Consider the following 15,848-nt stretch of genomic DNA (forward strand, 5'->3'; position numbering starts at 1 on the left):
CAACAAAGCCTGCTGATTTTGTACAACCCTAAAATCAAACTTATGAGTCCGATTCGTGTATTAGTAGTTGGTTGTGGAAACATGGGTGCTTCTCATGCCATGGCTTATCACACCAATGATGGATTTGAAATTTGTGGAATTGTTTCAACCGGAAAAAGCAAAGAAGTATTAAACGAACGTTTAGGCGGTGGCTATGATTTATTTTCAGATTATGAAGAAGCCCTTGCAGCAACCAAACCGGATGCTGTTTGTATCTCAACCTATCCTGATACCCACGAAGCATTTGCTATCAAAGCACTTGAAAGTGGTGCCCATGTGTTTATTGAAAAACCATTGGCAGATACGGTAGAGGGAGCCGAGAGGGTGGCTGCTATAGCCAAACAAACAGGTAAAAAAGTAGTTGTAGGTTATATTTTGCGTCACCATCCATCATGGGAGAAATTCGTAGAATTGTCTCACCAACTAGGCAAGCCTTTGGTAATGCGTATGAATCTGAATCAACAGAGTCATGGCAATATGTGGGACGTACATCGTAATCTCATGAAAAGTCTGAGCCCGATTGTTGATTGCGGCGTGCATTATATTGACGTGATGTGCCAGATGACCCGCTCGAAACCTTTACAGGTGACAGCTATTGGTGCACGTTTAACTAATGATATAGCTGATACCAATTATAACTATGGTCAGCTACAAATCAGATTTGAAGATGGCTCAGTGGGTTGGTATGAAGCAGGATGGGGTCCGATGATGAGCGAAACGGCCTTTTTTGTGAAAGACGTAATTGGCCCTAAGGGTTGTGTATCCATTGTTGCTAAAGAAGCAGGCGGTAGTGGGAAATCAGATAATGTAGATTCTCATACCAAAACAGAATCTTTGCGTTTCCACCATGCAGATATTGATGCCAGCAATAACTTTGTTAAAGAAGATACCTGGATCAATCTGACAGATGAGCCGGACCATCAGGAACTTTGTAATAGAGAACAACGCTATTTTCTGAAAGCTATTCAGGAAGACGTTGACCTGACAGACCATGTTCAGGATGCAGTAAATAGCTTAAAAATTGCTTTTGCCTGCGATGAATCAGTAAGAACAGGACAAGTTGTACTTCTATAAAACGAAAAAGCCGGATAACATTCATTGCTATCCGGCTTTTTCTCACTCCTTATAAATCCTGAAAATTTTATTCTTCTCTCCAAACCTCACATTTAATAAATAGATACCAGAACTCTGGTCTGATAAATCATTATTGAGTTGTCCTTTGAGTATTTTCCAATAGCCCTCTCGTTCACTGATTAATTGCCCTGTATTGCGTAATAACCTCAGTCTAATCAGATGATTATCTAGATCATTACTTGCCAGCAATTCAATCGTATTTTTTGTCGGATTCGGATAAACACTCAAAATCACCGGGTCTGTATCTGGATCAGAAGTTGTATCACCCGGACAAAGAGGCTTAATATCTTTGTAATAAATAGCACTTAAACCCAACGGATCAGCTACTGTCAAACTTACTCTGTAGAAGTAGGCCTGGCTATCGCAAGGTACTTGTCCTAACACTATTTTTCCCTCTGTTTTTCTGAAACTGCTTACAAAATGCGTATGCTCATCATGATGAAGTACAACCAACCACTGGTAGGTCAAATCAGTTTGTTCCTTATCTGTTACCGTAGCTGAAAGGTTAACTTCAAAGTCTTTGCTATTGTCAAATGAATTGACTTTATCAATGCTTGTATTCGTAATGGTCGGCGGTGTATTATTCAGATAGATTACAAAAGTCTTTGTATCTGACTTCCCTATATTGTCTGTAATTTTTAATGTTGCTTTGAAGATTTGAGGCTCGGTTGACACAGCTATATAGGTATGCGTAGGGTTAGCCAGGTTTGAGTTTTTGCCATCCCCAAAATCCCAGAAGAAGCCTAAAGGACCATTCTCAGGGTCTTTTGAATCACTAGCTTTAAAATTAACTGTCAATGGGCTGGTACCATAGATTGGTGAAGCTTCGGCTACTAATACAGGCCTTAAATTAGCATTCGGATCAAAGGTTATCTTTCTTACTTCATGTATATCCGGGTAAAGGTAGCTTACATAATAAAGGCTCCCATCAGCAGGATTCACAGCAAAACAAGTAGGATTAACCCTATCTGTAAAATCAATTACTTCTATCGGATTATTTTTTTCATCTAAACGAAAAGCTTTTACCCAACCTTCATAATCGCCTTGAAAATAGAGATTCCGAAAAGCCTCTGGAAAGGCAGTCAGGTCATAAAATACCCCACCGATAGAAGAATTCCCAGTAAACGCTCTTCCCTTAAATTGAGCAGACCCTACCCCATACACCTCACTATTTACCAGAGCCTGCGCCAGAGGCCCCCGCCATTCAATAATTGGTAATACAGGATTAGTTGGTTTAAAAGTTGGGTTGCTGTACGATTCATTGGTATAACTGATACCTTCGAAAGATGGCCAACCAAAATTCTGACCGCCTTTGCTGATAATGTTAATTTCTTCCCGATGGCTCCAACCCACATCCCCCACAAAAATTGTCCCCGGATTACCATCTGCCGGATTAGTACTCCCTGTTTTGGGTTGTACAGTAAAACGAAACGGATTACGCAAGCCATAAGCCCAGATACGCGAGCGGGAAGAACGAGGATTATTAGATTCATAAAATGGGTTAGAAGCTACACCATTCCCCGTCGCAGGGTCAATGCGTAGCATTTTGCCATTCAGCGAACTCAATACCTGGCTTCTGTAAGCATTCACATTCTGCTCGGCAGTAATAATTCCTACTGATATAGCCTCTAAAAACCAGGGATTCTGGGTATCGTCACTTGGTGGCTCACTGGCAAGAGCAGCATCGCCTGCAGTAACCAACAGAGTACCATCTGTACCAAATACTAAAGAACCTACCCCATGATTATCTACCAAAATCGGAATGCCTGTCGAGATACTCTCTCCTAGTAATACTTTCCGGCTGCTTTCATTAAACTTTTTGAAACCATCAGCTTTATTAAGTGTATAACGCGTTAAACGCCCGATTGTAGTTTTGAAGCCATCAGCATTGGTAGTATCATAATTTGGCGTGCCAAAATATAAAGCATGGTGACGTTTTACTGCATATAGCAAATAAATATAGCCATTATTCAGAAAATCGGGGTCAAGTGCTACGCCATTCAGTCCATGATCGTTGAAATCTAAAACCTCTTTACTAATATCAATAATCGGCGCAGGATTCTTTACGCCATTTTCAACCATAAATACCTTGCCTGCTTTCTCCCATACAAACATTCTACCTTGTTTATCAAAGGTTAAGCCTACTGGTATCGTCCAGCCATCTGAAACCTGTTCATCAACAAAACCTGTAGGTTGCGCAAAACTCTGTAGTGAAAAAAAGAACAAGAAAAAAAGTAGATAATAACCTGGTCGTTTCATATTTGGTTGTAGTGAATATAGGATAATACGGGAATGTAATGTTTAGTCTCTAAATATAACGAATAAAAGGCTATTTACCTTGTATTAAATTTATGACTGCAATTACACTAAAATGGTTTGATAGCTGATAAATTAAATTTTAATTATTTATTTTTTCTATACTTTTCAAGTCGCTTTTAAAGCCAAAATTCGCACTAATTGCTATTAATACAATAGCAATTGGTACGAATTTTAGCTTGATTTTTACCTAAAGTCTAAATCTTAATTATTACAACCTCCCATTTTAGCAGTAAAATTTCCTCCTGGCTTTACTTCAAAACCATTTATTAAGTCAATTGATTTGCCTGCGTCGTAGATTACATTTCTATTAGATAGTATTTCTACCGATGAAGTTATTTTATTGGATACTTTATATTCATTCATTAAATCATTAGCTGCGCCGGTAATCGTATAGGATTCCTGACAGCCTTTTCTTTTTAAAACTATAAGGAAACCGCCATAAGGTTTCATCACTTCGTTGATATTAAAGTTTGTCTGAATGGCAGTATTTGTTTCTGTCGAAACAATGTCTCTTGGCGTATTGCCATCTTTTAAAGATTGCTTGGTATACTCTCCACTAGAAATAAGTGAGAAACTGAGATTGACTGTTTTTTCTTCATTCAAGCCATTAATGCCCGAAATATACCAGTTATTTCCTTTTCTTCTCGCCATTATGACATGAGTACCAGGGTAACCGTCTATCAGATGCGTTTCATCCCAGGTTGTCGGGAACTCCTGAACCATTTTCTGTGCAATAGGTGGCAAGCCCAAGTAGCTCTGTGCCATATCTACCAGATGGGTTTGGCCTGATTCAAAGGTATTTAGCAAGGCAATTTCGTGTACATCGGTAGTATAATGAACTACTCCACGCCCCTCTCCGATAATCACAGGTGTATAATCCATTGAGCCAATGGCATTGCGGGTAAAAGGCAAAATAGTATGATGAGCAGGTGTATTAGGCCTAAAATTATCTCCGTCAAATATATAGGCTTCGGCTCCTTTTATTGCCTCCATCGTTACTAAATTAGGGTAGGTTCTCTCCCACCCCTTAGGCACTGTACAACCATGGAAATTTACCATTAACTGATAATCAGCCGCATCTTTTAGTATATCTAAATATAGTTTGATTATCTCCTGCTTATCGCTCTGAAAAAAATCTACCTTTACTCCTTTTACACCCAGATTCTTTATGCGCTGAAACTCATTTCTTCTTATTTCCCTTACGTGCATAAGGTCTCTTGGCTGAGCATCTATCTGATTAGATGGCCCTCCCGAATTATACCAGAGCCATATCTTTACATTTTTTGTATGGGCATAATTAATAAGGTCATTGATATTGCCACCATTACTCATTTTATTCCAGTCTACGTCTATTAATGCATATGGTAATTTAAAAGTAGAAGCAAAATCAATATAATTTTTAGAATCTATATAATCAGTTGGACTATAAAGGTCTGACCACCAACTCCAGGCCGTTAAACCGGGTTGAATCCACGAAATGTCTGCAATGGTTGAGGGCGCACTTAAATTACTTACCAGGTTTGACTCTACAATGGTCTTATTCTCCTTGCCTATCACAATTACACGCCAGGGCATTACCCAGGGCAAGCTCGACTTAGCAAAGTTAACAAACCCGTTACCATCATTCTGGTCAGGTGGCGAAAGTCTGAAAGTGCCGTTACCATAATAAACATCAAAATGGCTGGCAAAGAAATTATCCTGTAAATCTGCCTCTGTCAGAAGAAGCCAGAACTTCGAAGTTTTAAATAGCGCCGGAAATGTTGAATGAGTCCCGATGCCTTGGTTCATTGTTGTGCCATTAGTAAAAAACTTTTCGTTCACCGGTTGAAAACTGGCATACTCCTGTATCCAGGCGTTTCCATCAGTTGGTAATTGGAAAGTCGTGTTTTCACCCGTTACATAATAATCTCCACCGGATGTTTCGGGAAACACATATCTGAAAGCCACACCATCATCATAGGCACGAAAAACGACATTCATCAATTTATTATTGACTTTGAAACTGACAGTCATTTCATTGGCATGATTTCTCAGATTTAGCTTTTTACCTGATGCATTCTGATAATTTTCATCGATGCTTCGGGTGGTAATTCCTTCAAAGCTGAAGTTACTGGCAAAAAGCTCGTCCATTCTTCGCACACCCAAATCTGATGGGTTTACCACCTGGTCAGTCGTTGCGTTTTCTATATAATCCACATAATAGACCAGATTTTTATCAGGTTGCCTTAATTCAACTGTTGCCCTGATTTTACTATTGGGAGAAGATACGCTCCAGCTTTGTCCGGTTGTTTTTTGTAATGTGGAAAAGTAGAAAGCACTTAATAAAATAAGTAGGAGTCGGTTACTCATAAGAGGGATAAATGTTTTCAACCTCTGTACCGAAGATTTGCTCAGAACGCACGACGAAGTATCTATAAAGCAATGGATATTTCAGCCAAACGTATAGAGTTTATACTTTGGTTCAACAGGTAAATTCTTGACAAATTTAATAATTCTAATTTTGTGCAATGCCTTGCGTAACTGAACACAACAAAAGCTTTACCAATACAACTGGAGCAGAGAACTTTTCTTGTTTATATCAAAGCAATGGTAAAGATAATCCAAAAATTTCAGGATTGAATATAAAGTTTTACGGGTTTAAGCTTCGTATATACCAAATTATCCATCATTTTTTAATGTTATATTCTATTCGTACGTTATTGCCTGTATATTTACGTCCTTAAATAATATCAATGCTTAAACATCATGATGCTTAAAAACTTATTTAACCTTAAAACCTTACTCTTTAGTTTTTTAATAGTTACGATCAATTACCAGACCAATGCTCAGGATAAGAAAACATCTGGCAACCCAATTTTTCCAGGCTGGTATGCCGACCCGGAAGCTATCATTTTTGGCAAAAAGTACTGGATATACCCAACTTTCTCTGCTCCCTATGGTAAGCAGGTTTTCTTTGATGCCTTTTCTTCACCTGATTTGGTCAATTGGACAAAGCACGAAAGAATATTAGATACAGCCAGTGTAAAATGGGCGAAACGTGCTATGTGGGCACCCTCGATTATTGAAAAAGACAAAAAATATTATCTGTTTTTCGGTGCTAATGATATTCAGAGTGATAAAGAATTGGGAGGTATTGGTGTAGCTGTTGCAGATAAGCCCGAGGGGCCGTATAAAGATCTTCTTGGAAAACCTTTAGTTGACAAATTTCACAATGGCGCACAACCTATTGACCAGTTTGTATATAAAGACAAAGACGAATATTACCTGATTTATGGCGGTTGGAGACACTGTAATATTGCTCACTTGAAAAAAGATTTCACAGGTTTTATCCCATTTGAAGATGGAAGTATATTCAAGGAAATAACTCCTGAAAGTTATGTTGAAGGGCCGTTTATGTTCAAAAAAGATGGAAAATACTATTTCATGTGGTCGGAAGGTGGCTGGACAGGTCCTAATTATAGTGTAGCCTATGCTATTGCTGACTCTCCTTTCGGGCCATTTAAGCGTATCGGCAAAATATTGCAACAAAACCCTGAAATTGCTACTGGTGCAGGCCACCATTCGGTGATTCATGACCCCAAAAGCAAGGATTGGTATATTGTGTATCATAGAAGACCTTTAAGCGAAAAAGATGGTAATTCAAGAGCAACCTGTATAGATAAAATGTATTTTGACGAGCAAGGATTAATCAAGCCTGTGATCATTACTAATGAGGGTGTTGAGAAAAGCAGTATTAAGTAAGGTAACTATTTAAATTATTATGAATTATCGACAAAAATCCCCTGAAAAGTGCTTTTGGTCGATTTTAATGATTCATAAGTAGGGAGATTATTATATTTGTAAAAACATTTCTCAATAGTTGCGCCGCTTTATTGCCGTCATATTGTTTGTTACTATCTTTTTAGGTAGTCTGGTTCCGAAAGTTAACTGGGGTCAATCCATTAAGCTTTCGGAACTTGTTTCGCATTATTATCTACACAAAAGAGACGCGCCTAAAAATTTTAACGTATGGGATTTTCTGGTAATGCACTATTCCGCCGACTCACCACATGCCAAAACCAAGCACCCCAGTCTACCCTCTTTTGATATGCATGGTGTAAGCTATCTATATGTCATTCCTTCGTTTATTTCTTTTTCGAACGATACTCCTACGCTGTCTTTTGTTGAAAAAGAAGACCATTTCAGTTGGTTAAATAATTATGTCTTTTCTGCTGAGAAAAGCCTTTTGAATCCTCCCCGAGCATAAGCAATTGTCATTTTCTTTCTGAATCACAATGGGCTGTAAATCTGTGCGCACAGATTTAGGGCTGGTTGTTGTATTTATCATTTTACAATTGCTTATTCTTATTTAGTATTCTCATCATGTTTGATGCCATAATAAAATTCAGTATCAATAATAAAATCATTATTGGTATGATGGTATTGGCGCTGGTTGGCTGGGGAGGTTATTCGCTTACTCAATTGCCTATTGATGCCATTCCTGACGTAACTAATAATCAGGTTGTTATTCTATCGCAAACGCCTACACTGGCCGCTCAGGAGGTTGAACAATACATCACCTCTCCTATTGAGCAGCAAATGGCAAACCTGCAAGGCGTTGAAGAAATACGCTCTACTTCACGCCTGGGCCTATCGGTTATTACTATTGTATTTGATGAATCTATGCCAATGCTGCAAGCAAGGCAATTAGTAGCTGAGCAGCTAAAAGCAACCGAAGATAAAATCCCTACGCATTTTGGCAAACCAGAATTAGCACCTATTACAACAGGACTAGGCGAAATTTATCAATATACTATTCTTCCGAAAAAAGGATATGAAAATAAATATTCGCTGACTGACCTACGCACTATTCAGGACTGGATTATCAAACGCCAGTTAGCTGGCGTAAAAGGTGTGATTGAAATCAGTAGTTTCGGGGGATATGTGAAACAATATGAGGTTAGCGCCAATCCGGAGCGTTTGCGGGCTAATAACATCAGTCTGGCTGAATTATATGATGCCTTGAGCCGCAACAATGCTAATACAGGCGGTAGCTATATTGAGAAAAATAATCAGGCTTACTTTATCAGAGGTGAAGGAACAGCTAAAACCTTATCAGATATTGAAAATATCGTCATCAAGACGGTTGGCAGTACGCCCTTATTAGTAAGAGAAGTAGCAACTGTACAGTTTGGACACGCCAATCGCTTTGGTGCCATGACTCAAAACGGTAAAGGTGAAACTGTGGGTGCAGTAGTACTCATGCTGAAAGGAGCTGATTCAGAAAAAACTATTAAAGGTGTAAAGGAGCGCATCGATCGCATTCAGAAAACACTACCGGAGGGCTTAGAGATTAGCGCTTTTATCGATCGCACAAAACTAATTGATAAAGCCATTCATACCGTAGAGACCAATCTCATAGAAGGGGGATTGATTGTGGTTTTTGTATTGGTATTATTAATGGGAAGTATCAGAGCAGGACTATTGGTGGCTTCAGTTATCCCGCTGTCCATGTTGGTAACTTTGAGTTTAATGAATACTCTGGGTATCTCGGCCAACCTGATGAGCCTGGGGGCTATTGATTTCGGACTTATTATTGATGGCTCCATTATAGTGGTTGAAGGAATTTTACACTATCTGCAAGACAAAAATCATATCCCCGAAAAAGCACAATTATCCCAATCAGAGATGGACGGGTTAGTATTCAGAGCTGCTTCAAAAATACTTAATTCGGCTATTTTTGGAGTAATCATTATTCTTACAGTTTACCTCCCGCTATTAACCCTTTCAGGAGTAGAAGGAAAAATGTTCCAACCTATGGCTATTACAGTAAGTTTAGCTATTGTATCGGCCTTGATACTATCCTTAACCTACGTACCTGCCGTTTCAGCCTTATTGCTAAAAAATGAAGGCAACAAACATTTCAAATTATCTGATACAATCGTTAATACGATTTTCAATGGGTATCGTCCCCTATTCAAGTGGGCAATGATGAAGAAAAAACTGGTGATAGGCATTGCTTTCGGTTTGTTCGTAGTCAGTCTGGTCGTTTTTTCTCTATTAGGTGGAGAATTTATCCCGAGTCTGGAAGAAGGTGATATTGCCATTGATTTCCAGACGCCACCTGGAACCTCCTTAACCGCCACTATTGAAGCCACTACCAAGGCCCAAAACACACTAAAAAAACATTTTCCTGAAATAGACCAGATAGTAGGCCGTATTGGTGCTTCTGAAGTACCAACCGACCCTATGCCTGTTGAGATGTCGGACCTGATGATTTCGATGAAGGAAAAACCAGAATGGGTTTCGGCAGAATCGAAAGAAGAAATGTTCGAAAAAATGGCAGAAGTAATTGAACAGGAAGTACCAGGCATGAGTGTGGAATTTACCCAGCCTATCCAAATGCGTTTCAATGAAATGATTGCTGGTTCAAGATCTGAAATTGTGGTAAAAATTTTCGGAAACGATTTAGATAAACTGGCCGAAAGAGCCAATGCCTGTGCCAGAATAATTGAGAAAATTGAAGGCGTAGCTAGCATAAAAATAGAACGTCTGGTGGGTTTACCGCAGATTTCAGTGGTGTATAAGCGTGAAAAACTGGCGCAATATGGCTTGAATATAGAAGACCTGAATCTGGTTCTGAAAACAGCCTTTGCCGGAGAAAAAACCGGAACTGTATTTGAAGAAGAAAAACGATTCGATATGGTATTGAGGCTGGATTCAACTTATCGGAATGATATTGAAGGGGTAAAGGCACTTTATGTAAAACTTGCTAACGGTTCTTATATCAATTTTGAAGAAGTAGCAGAAATCTCTTATATAACAGCTCCTGCACAAATCTCGCACGAAAACACCCGTCGAAGAATCACCATTGGTGTTAGTCCGCAAAACCGCGATGTAGAAAGTCTGGTGCGTGAGATTCAGCAAAAATTAGATGCGCAGGTAAAACTGCCTGCAGGTTATTATTTTGTCTATGGCGGTGCATTTGAAAATCTGCAAAAAGCCAAAGATCGCTTGGGTATTGCTGTACCCATTGCGCTTCTGCTCATTTTTATGCTACTCTATTTTACTTTCCGTTCATTCAGGCAGGCATTCATGATTTTCACGGCCATTCCACTGTCGGCTATCGGGGGTATTGTAGCCCTGTGGATTCGGGGCATGCCATTTAGTATATCAGCTGGAGTCGGGTTCATTGCCTTATTCGGTGTAGCAGTACTTAACGGAATTGTCTTAATCAGTCACCTGAATCAGCTGGAAGATGAAGGACATCTGGATATTTACAAACGTACTTTCCAAGGTGTTAAGAATCGTTTCCGTCCTGTATTGATGACTGCCTCCGTGGCGTCTCTAGGTTTCTTGCCTATGGCTATTTCCCACTCGGCAGGCGCCGAGGTTCAGAAGCCCCTAGCTACGGTTGTGATTGGTGGCTTGATTTCAGCTACTCTGCTTACACTCGTTGTACTGCCTGTTATTTACAGTTTATTTAATAAAGACAAAGTTCAATGAAAGCTTATATAAAATACTATCAGATATTATTACTGCTACTTGTATGCACAAGCAATAGCGTTTTAGCACAGACGCTTTCCTTACAGCAGAGTATTGAATTAGCTTATAAAAATAATTATCAGCTAAAAATTAGTGGCTTAGAGACCGAAGGACAGCAATTATTGGTGAAAACAACCAGAGAATTGGCAAAGACCAATCTTGATGTGCAGCTAGGTCGTACTCAAACCTATTATACCAATGATTATACCTTAGGGCTTGTACAACAATTCTCGCACCCCAAACTTTATCAGGCACAAACCGATTTACAAAAAAGCCGCGTAGTTGCCAGCCAGAAAAATGAAGCATTGCAGAAGAATGAGGTAGTGGGGAATCTGAAACAAGTCTATTATCAACTTTTTTATTATCAGCAATTACGTCTGATACTTGCGCAGCAGGATAGCCTCTACCAAAATACCTTGCGTATTGCAGAAGCAAGGTATAAGACAGGTGAAACCAATTCATTGGAGAAGATTAGTGCAGAGGTACGCTTGCAGGAAATTAATAATCGGTTGAGAGTTTTGGCGAAAGATGAAGAAACAGCCTATCAGCATTTCAAGCTTTTGTTAAATAGTCAGCAGGATTTTAAACTTGATTTCAATATTCCTCTAAAAAGAGATACATCTGTAGTTATCAATGCTTTATCACCGACTAATAACCCGCTTCTTTCAGTATTTGAGCAACAAACAGTTATCAGTCAGCAAACAACGAATGTCGAAAAACAGAAACTTAAGCCAGATTTCAGACTTGGATTAATCAACCAGAGTATTGAGCATCATTATAATCAAATGGTTGTTTCGGGGGGTATAGGTTTACCTATTTTCACCAAAGCGCAGAAGGCCAGAGTTGAGGCGGCGAAAGTCAATGAAAAAATAGCTGAATCTCAATTAAAGCATATAGAGACACAATTGAATGCACAATTGAATATGCTGAAAATGACATATGAGAAGCATCGAAGCTCGCTTCAGTATTACGAAAACTTTGCTCTGCCCCAGGCTGAATTAATGATTAAAAACGCCATCAAAAGCTACCAGAGTGGCGAGATTGAGTATGTAGAACTCATACAAACCAATCAGCAGGCATGGCAAATCAAAGATAATTATTTCTCAACTGTTTTAGATTTTAACCATACTATCATTCAGATAGAAACACTTTTAGGAATCGAATAAATGAACACTCTCATGAAAATATATTTTTTTCTATCGGTATTAGCATTAACAGGGCTTGCTTCATGTTCGAAGAAAACAGAAAGTCCTGCTAAGGCAACCGTCGCTGATACAACTAAGGCTCAACCAAAATCGGAGCAAATAAAAATTACGGCCGAGCAATTTAAAAATCTTAATCTCAGCTTAGGCAATTTCAGTGAGATTGTCATGAATGAAGAAATAAAGGTTACAGGTACGGTTGAAGTGCCACCAGAAAATCTGGTTTTTATCAGCATTCCAACCAATGGGTTTATTAAAACCATTTTTGCCAATACAACATTATCCGGTAAGTTTGTTACTAAAGGCATGATTTTAGCTACTGTAGAGTCCATCGAGTTTATCCAGATGCAACAAGATTATTTTCAGGCTGTGGCTCATTCGGCTTTCCTCGAAAAAGAACTGGAGCGTCAGCAAACACTTAGTTCGGAAGATATAGGCGTAAAGAAAAAATTACAACAGGCAGATGCCGAATTCAATAGCAATCGGGCATTGATAAAAGCTTTAGAAGCCAAACTGAAATTATTAGGCGTGAATGCCAATACCTTAAAAAAAGGAGATATTTCGACGATAATTAATATTGTGGCGCCTATTAACGGATATGTCAGGGCTGCCCATATCAATACCGGGAAAGCTATAACATCTAACGATGTGTTATTTGAGCTTATCAGCAAAGATGATTTGCATGTAGAATTGAAAGTTCTGGAAAAGGATGCCTACAAAATCCGGAAAGGGCAAAAAATAGTCATAGACGATAAGCGATTAGGTGAAAATATTAAGGCCACGGTATTTATGGTCGGACAAACATTTGAAGATGATACGAAAGCAATCAATATTCATGCTCATTTGGATAATAAACAAATAGAGCAGAAGCTTATTCCGGGTATGTTTGTTAATGCTAAGATTTTAACAGGCACTCGCACAACTAAGACATTGCCTGAAAGCGCAGTATTGCGCGAGTCTGATGGGAACTCTATTATTGTTCTTGAAAAACAAAACACTAAAGAGGTAGTTTTCAGGAAAATACCAGTTAAATTAGGCGCCACTCAAGGGAAGAATATTGAAGTGCAATTAGCAGAAGAGTTAGGTAGTTCAGCCTTAGTAGTTATCGAAAAGGGACATTTTTTATCAGGCATGGGTGGAACTGTTGAAGATTAAAATTTTGTTCAGTTTTAGCTTACCATTCACAATAAACAATTTATGATTCTAAGTGTTGAACATACCTTACATTATAAATATTCACAACCCGTTTTTCTGACGCCTCATTATATTTATTTGTCGCCTAAAGCATCTCCACATCAGGAGGTAAGCAGTTTTGAACTCGAAATTAATCCTGTAGCAAATATTCTTTATAAAAATATAGATGTAGAAGGCAACGCACAATACGTTGCCTATATTAATTCTTCTTGCGAGGAACTTACATTTAAGGCTACTTTTGAGATAGAATCAGCGTCTACGAACCCCTATCATTTTATTTATTTCCCATTTAGTGCAGAGAAGCTGCCTTTTAATTACCCTGAAAAAGAGGCTTTATTGCTCCACCCCTATCTGAATCTGACAGGAGTAACTACCCTGATACATCAGTTTGCCCGTCAGATAGCCGCAGAAGCGAACTGGAAAACAACCGATTTTCTTGCCCGGATTTCGAAATACATCAAACAGAGTTTTGTGTATGAAAAACGCCTTGAAGGCCCGGCCAATGCTGCTGAAAAAACACTATTAAACAGAAAGGGCACTTGTCGTGACTATGCCGTGCTGATGATTGCCACTTGTAAAGCATTGGGTATTGCTGCCCGTTTTGTAAGTGGTTATTGTTATGGAAGCCTGCTGCAAGCGCATGAATTACATGCCTGGGTTGAAGTATATCTGCCTGGTGCAGGTTGGCGAGGTTTCGACCCTACTGAAGGCAAAATAGTAGATGAAAACTATATAACTTTAGCTTCTTCTGCACAACCTGAATTAATTAATCCTATCACAGGAGGATTCAGAGGTACCGCTAAATCACAATTAAATGCGAATGTAAATATTAAACGTCTCTGATATTTCGTTTGTAAAAATAGATTTTAATCCTTGAAAAATAAAGGCTAGAAAAAATTCAGTTTTTTTTTATCTTTGTCCGTGATTAACCTTAGTCAATCACTATATTAGTTCGGAATTATCTTCGATTAATGTATAATACCTATTTCCTAAAATTTCCCAAAACGCATTTAAAGTGACCCTTATTAAATCTATTTCTGGTATCCGCGGAACAATTGGCGGTAAAAGTGGTGATGCCTTAACTCCTTTAGATATTGTAAAGTTTGCTGCTGCTTACGGGGCTTGGCTTAAGAAAAAAAATCAGAATGCCGAGCACAAAGTAGTTCTTGGAAGAGACGCTCGTTTATCAGGTAAAATGGTTTCAGACCTTGTTTGCTCTACCCTGGTAGGTATGGGTTTTCATGTAATTGATCTGGGGCTTTCTACTACCCCCACTGTTGAAATAGCTGTTCCCTTAGAGAAAGCTATCGGCGGTATTATTCTCACAGCTAGTCATAATCCGATTCAATGGAACGCATTGAAATTGTTGAACGAAAAAGGTGAGTTTATTTCAGCGAGTGATGGAGCCGAATTGCTTGAAATTGCTGAGAATGAATCATTTGAATTCTGCGATGTTAAGCACTTAGGCAAAGTAACTTATGATGATTCCTATTTGAAGAAACATATTGATTTAATTTTAGACTTGCCTTTGGTAGACAAAAAAGCCATTGAAAAAGCTAATTTTAAAGTAGCTGTAGATGCCGTTAACTCTAGTGGTGGTATAGCAGTACCAATGTTGCTAGAGGCACTGGGGGTAAAACAAATTAAGCAAATCAACTGTGAGCCTACAGGCATATTTGCTCATAACCCTGAGCCACTGCCTGAAAACCTTAGAGAGATCTCTTCAGAGACGCGCAAAGGTAACTATGATTTGGGTATTGTAGTAGACCCTGATGTTGACAGATTAGCTTTTATCTGTGAAGATGGTGAGCCATTTGGAGAAGAATATACTCTTGTAGCAGTAGCTGATTATATTTTGGCTAATACAAAAAAGAAAAAAGGTTTGAAAACGGTCTCGAATCTTTCCTCCACTCTCGCCTTGAAAGATGTTACTGTAAAGGCTGGTGGTGAGCATGCATCAGCCGCTGTAGGTGAAGTGAATGTGGTAGTTAAAATGAAAGAAATCGGAGCGATTATCGGTGGAGAAGGCAATGGAGGTATTATCTATCCTGAACTACACTATGGTAGAGATGCATTGGTGGGTATCGCCTTATTCTTAACACAATTGGCAAAATTCGGTAAACCAGTAGGTTTTTTAAGAAAAACTTACCCGAATTACCACATAGCCAAGAAGAAAATCGAACTAACGCCAGAGATTAATGTAGATGAAGTATTGGAAGATATTAAATCTAAATATGAGCGTTATCCGATTAATACAGAAGATGGTGTAAAGATTAATTTTGAGAAAGAATGGGTACACTTACGTAAGTCTAATACAGAGCCTATCATCCGTATTTATGCCGAATCTGAGTTTGAAACTACTGCTTCTAATCTGGCAGATAAAATTATCAGAGATATTAAAGAATTAATTTCTCAAAGAGTTTAATAGAGAATCGT

Annotated in this window: 10 protein-coding genes; 8 read left to right on the top strand and 2 right to left on the bottom strand. The window is 38.7% G+C overall.

Annotated elements, in window-relative coordinates; translation table 11 throughout:
* Positions 1-42 precede the first annotated feature (42 nt).
* On the top strand, positions 43-1,113 hold the full coding sequence (locus D0T08_RS17615) for a Gfo/Idh/MocA family protein (RefSeq protein WP_116983988.1): 1,071 nt from the start codon (positions 43-45) through the stop codon (positions 1,111-1,113).
* Positions 1,114-1,155: 42 nt separating this feature from the next.
* On the opposite strand, the gene D0T08_RS17620 is transcribed toward D0T08_RS17615, so the two are convergent.
* Both D0T08_RS17620 and D0T08_RS17625 read right to left on the bottom strand, forming a co-directional pair.
* Positions 1,156-3,432: a PQQ-dependent sugar dehydrogenase gene (locus D0T08_RS17620; RefSeq protein ID WP_116983989.1), complete on the bottom strand. Its 2,277-nt coding sequence runs from the start codon at positions 3,430-3,432 to the stop codon at positions 1,156-1,158.
* Between the two features lie 261 nt (positions 3,433-3,693).
* Positions 3,694-5,841: a glycoside hydrolase family 97 protein gene (locus D0T08_RS17625; RefSeq protein WP_116983990.1), complete on the bottom strand. Its 2,148-nt coding sequence runs from the start codon at positions 5,839-5,841 to the stop codon at positions 3,694-3,696.
* Positions 5,842-6,240: 399 nt separating this feature from the next.
* Here D0T08_RS17625 and D0T08_RS17630 point away from each other — a divergent pair, with 399 nt between their 5' ends.
* The 7 genes from D0T08_RS17630 (at position 6,241) to glmM (ending at position 15,837) form a co-directional block, all read left to right on the top strand.
* Positions 6,241-7,233, top strand: a complete 993-nt coding sequence (locus tag D0T08_RS17630) for a glycoside hydrolase family 43 protein (RefSeq protein ID WP_116984027.1) — start codon at positions 6,241-6,243, stop codon at positions 7,231-7,233.
* 118 nt (positions 7,234-7,351) lie between these two features.
* A complete protein-coding gene (locus D0T08_RS17635) occupies positions 7,352-7,738 on the top strand; it encodes a hypothetical protein (RefSeq protein WP_116983991.1) in 387 nt (128 codons plus the stop codon).
* Between the two features lie 116 nt (positions 7,739-7,854).
* A complete protein-coding gene (locus D0T08_RS17640) occupies positions 7,855-10,977 on the top strand; it encodes an efflux RND transporter permease subunit (protein WP_229238985.1) in 3,123 nt (1,040 codons plus the stop codon).
* Positions 10,974-12,182 (top strand): TolC family protein, encoded by a 1,209-nt coding sequence (locus tag D0T08_RS27975; protein ID WP_229238986.1) that lies wholly within the window; start codon positions 10,974-10,976, stop codon positions 12,180-12,182. The genes D0T08_RS17640 and D0T08_RS27975 overlap by 4 nt, the downstream gene beginning before the upstream one ends.
* A gap of 12 nt (positions 12,183-12,194) precedes the next feature.
* Positions 12,195-13,373, top strand: coding sequence for an efflux RND transporter periplasmic adaptor subunit (locus D0T08_RS17645; protein WP_158561285.1), 1,179 nt, complete (start codon positions 12,195-12,197; stop codon positions 13,371-13,373).
* Between the two features lie 42 nt (positions 13,374-13,415).
* Positions 13,416-14,255: a transglutaminase family protein gene (locus D0T08_RS17650; protein ID WP_116983993.1), complete on the top strand. Its 840-nt coding sequence runs from the start codon at positions 13,416-13,418 to the stop codon at positions 14,253-14,255.
* A 172-nt stretch (positions 14,256-14,427) separates the two neighbouring features.
* The gene (gene glmM / locus D0T08_RS17655) at positions 14,428-15,837 is read left to right on the top strand and encodes a phosphoglucosamine mutase (protein WP_116983994.1); all 1,410 of its coding nucleotides are present in this window, start codon (positions 14,428-14,430) and stop codon (positions 15,835-15,837) included.
* Positions 15,838-15,848 lie beyond the last annotated feature (11 nt).

Origin of the sequence: Emticicia sp. C21, from assembly GCF_003418935.1 — a bacterium.
Lineage (GTDB): Bacteria > Bacteroidota > Bacteroidia > Cytophagales > Spirosomataceae > Emticicia.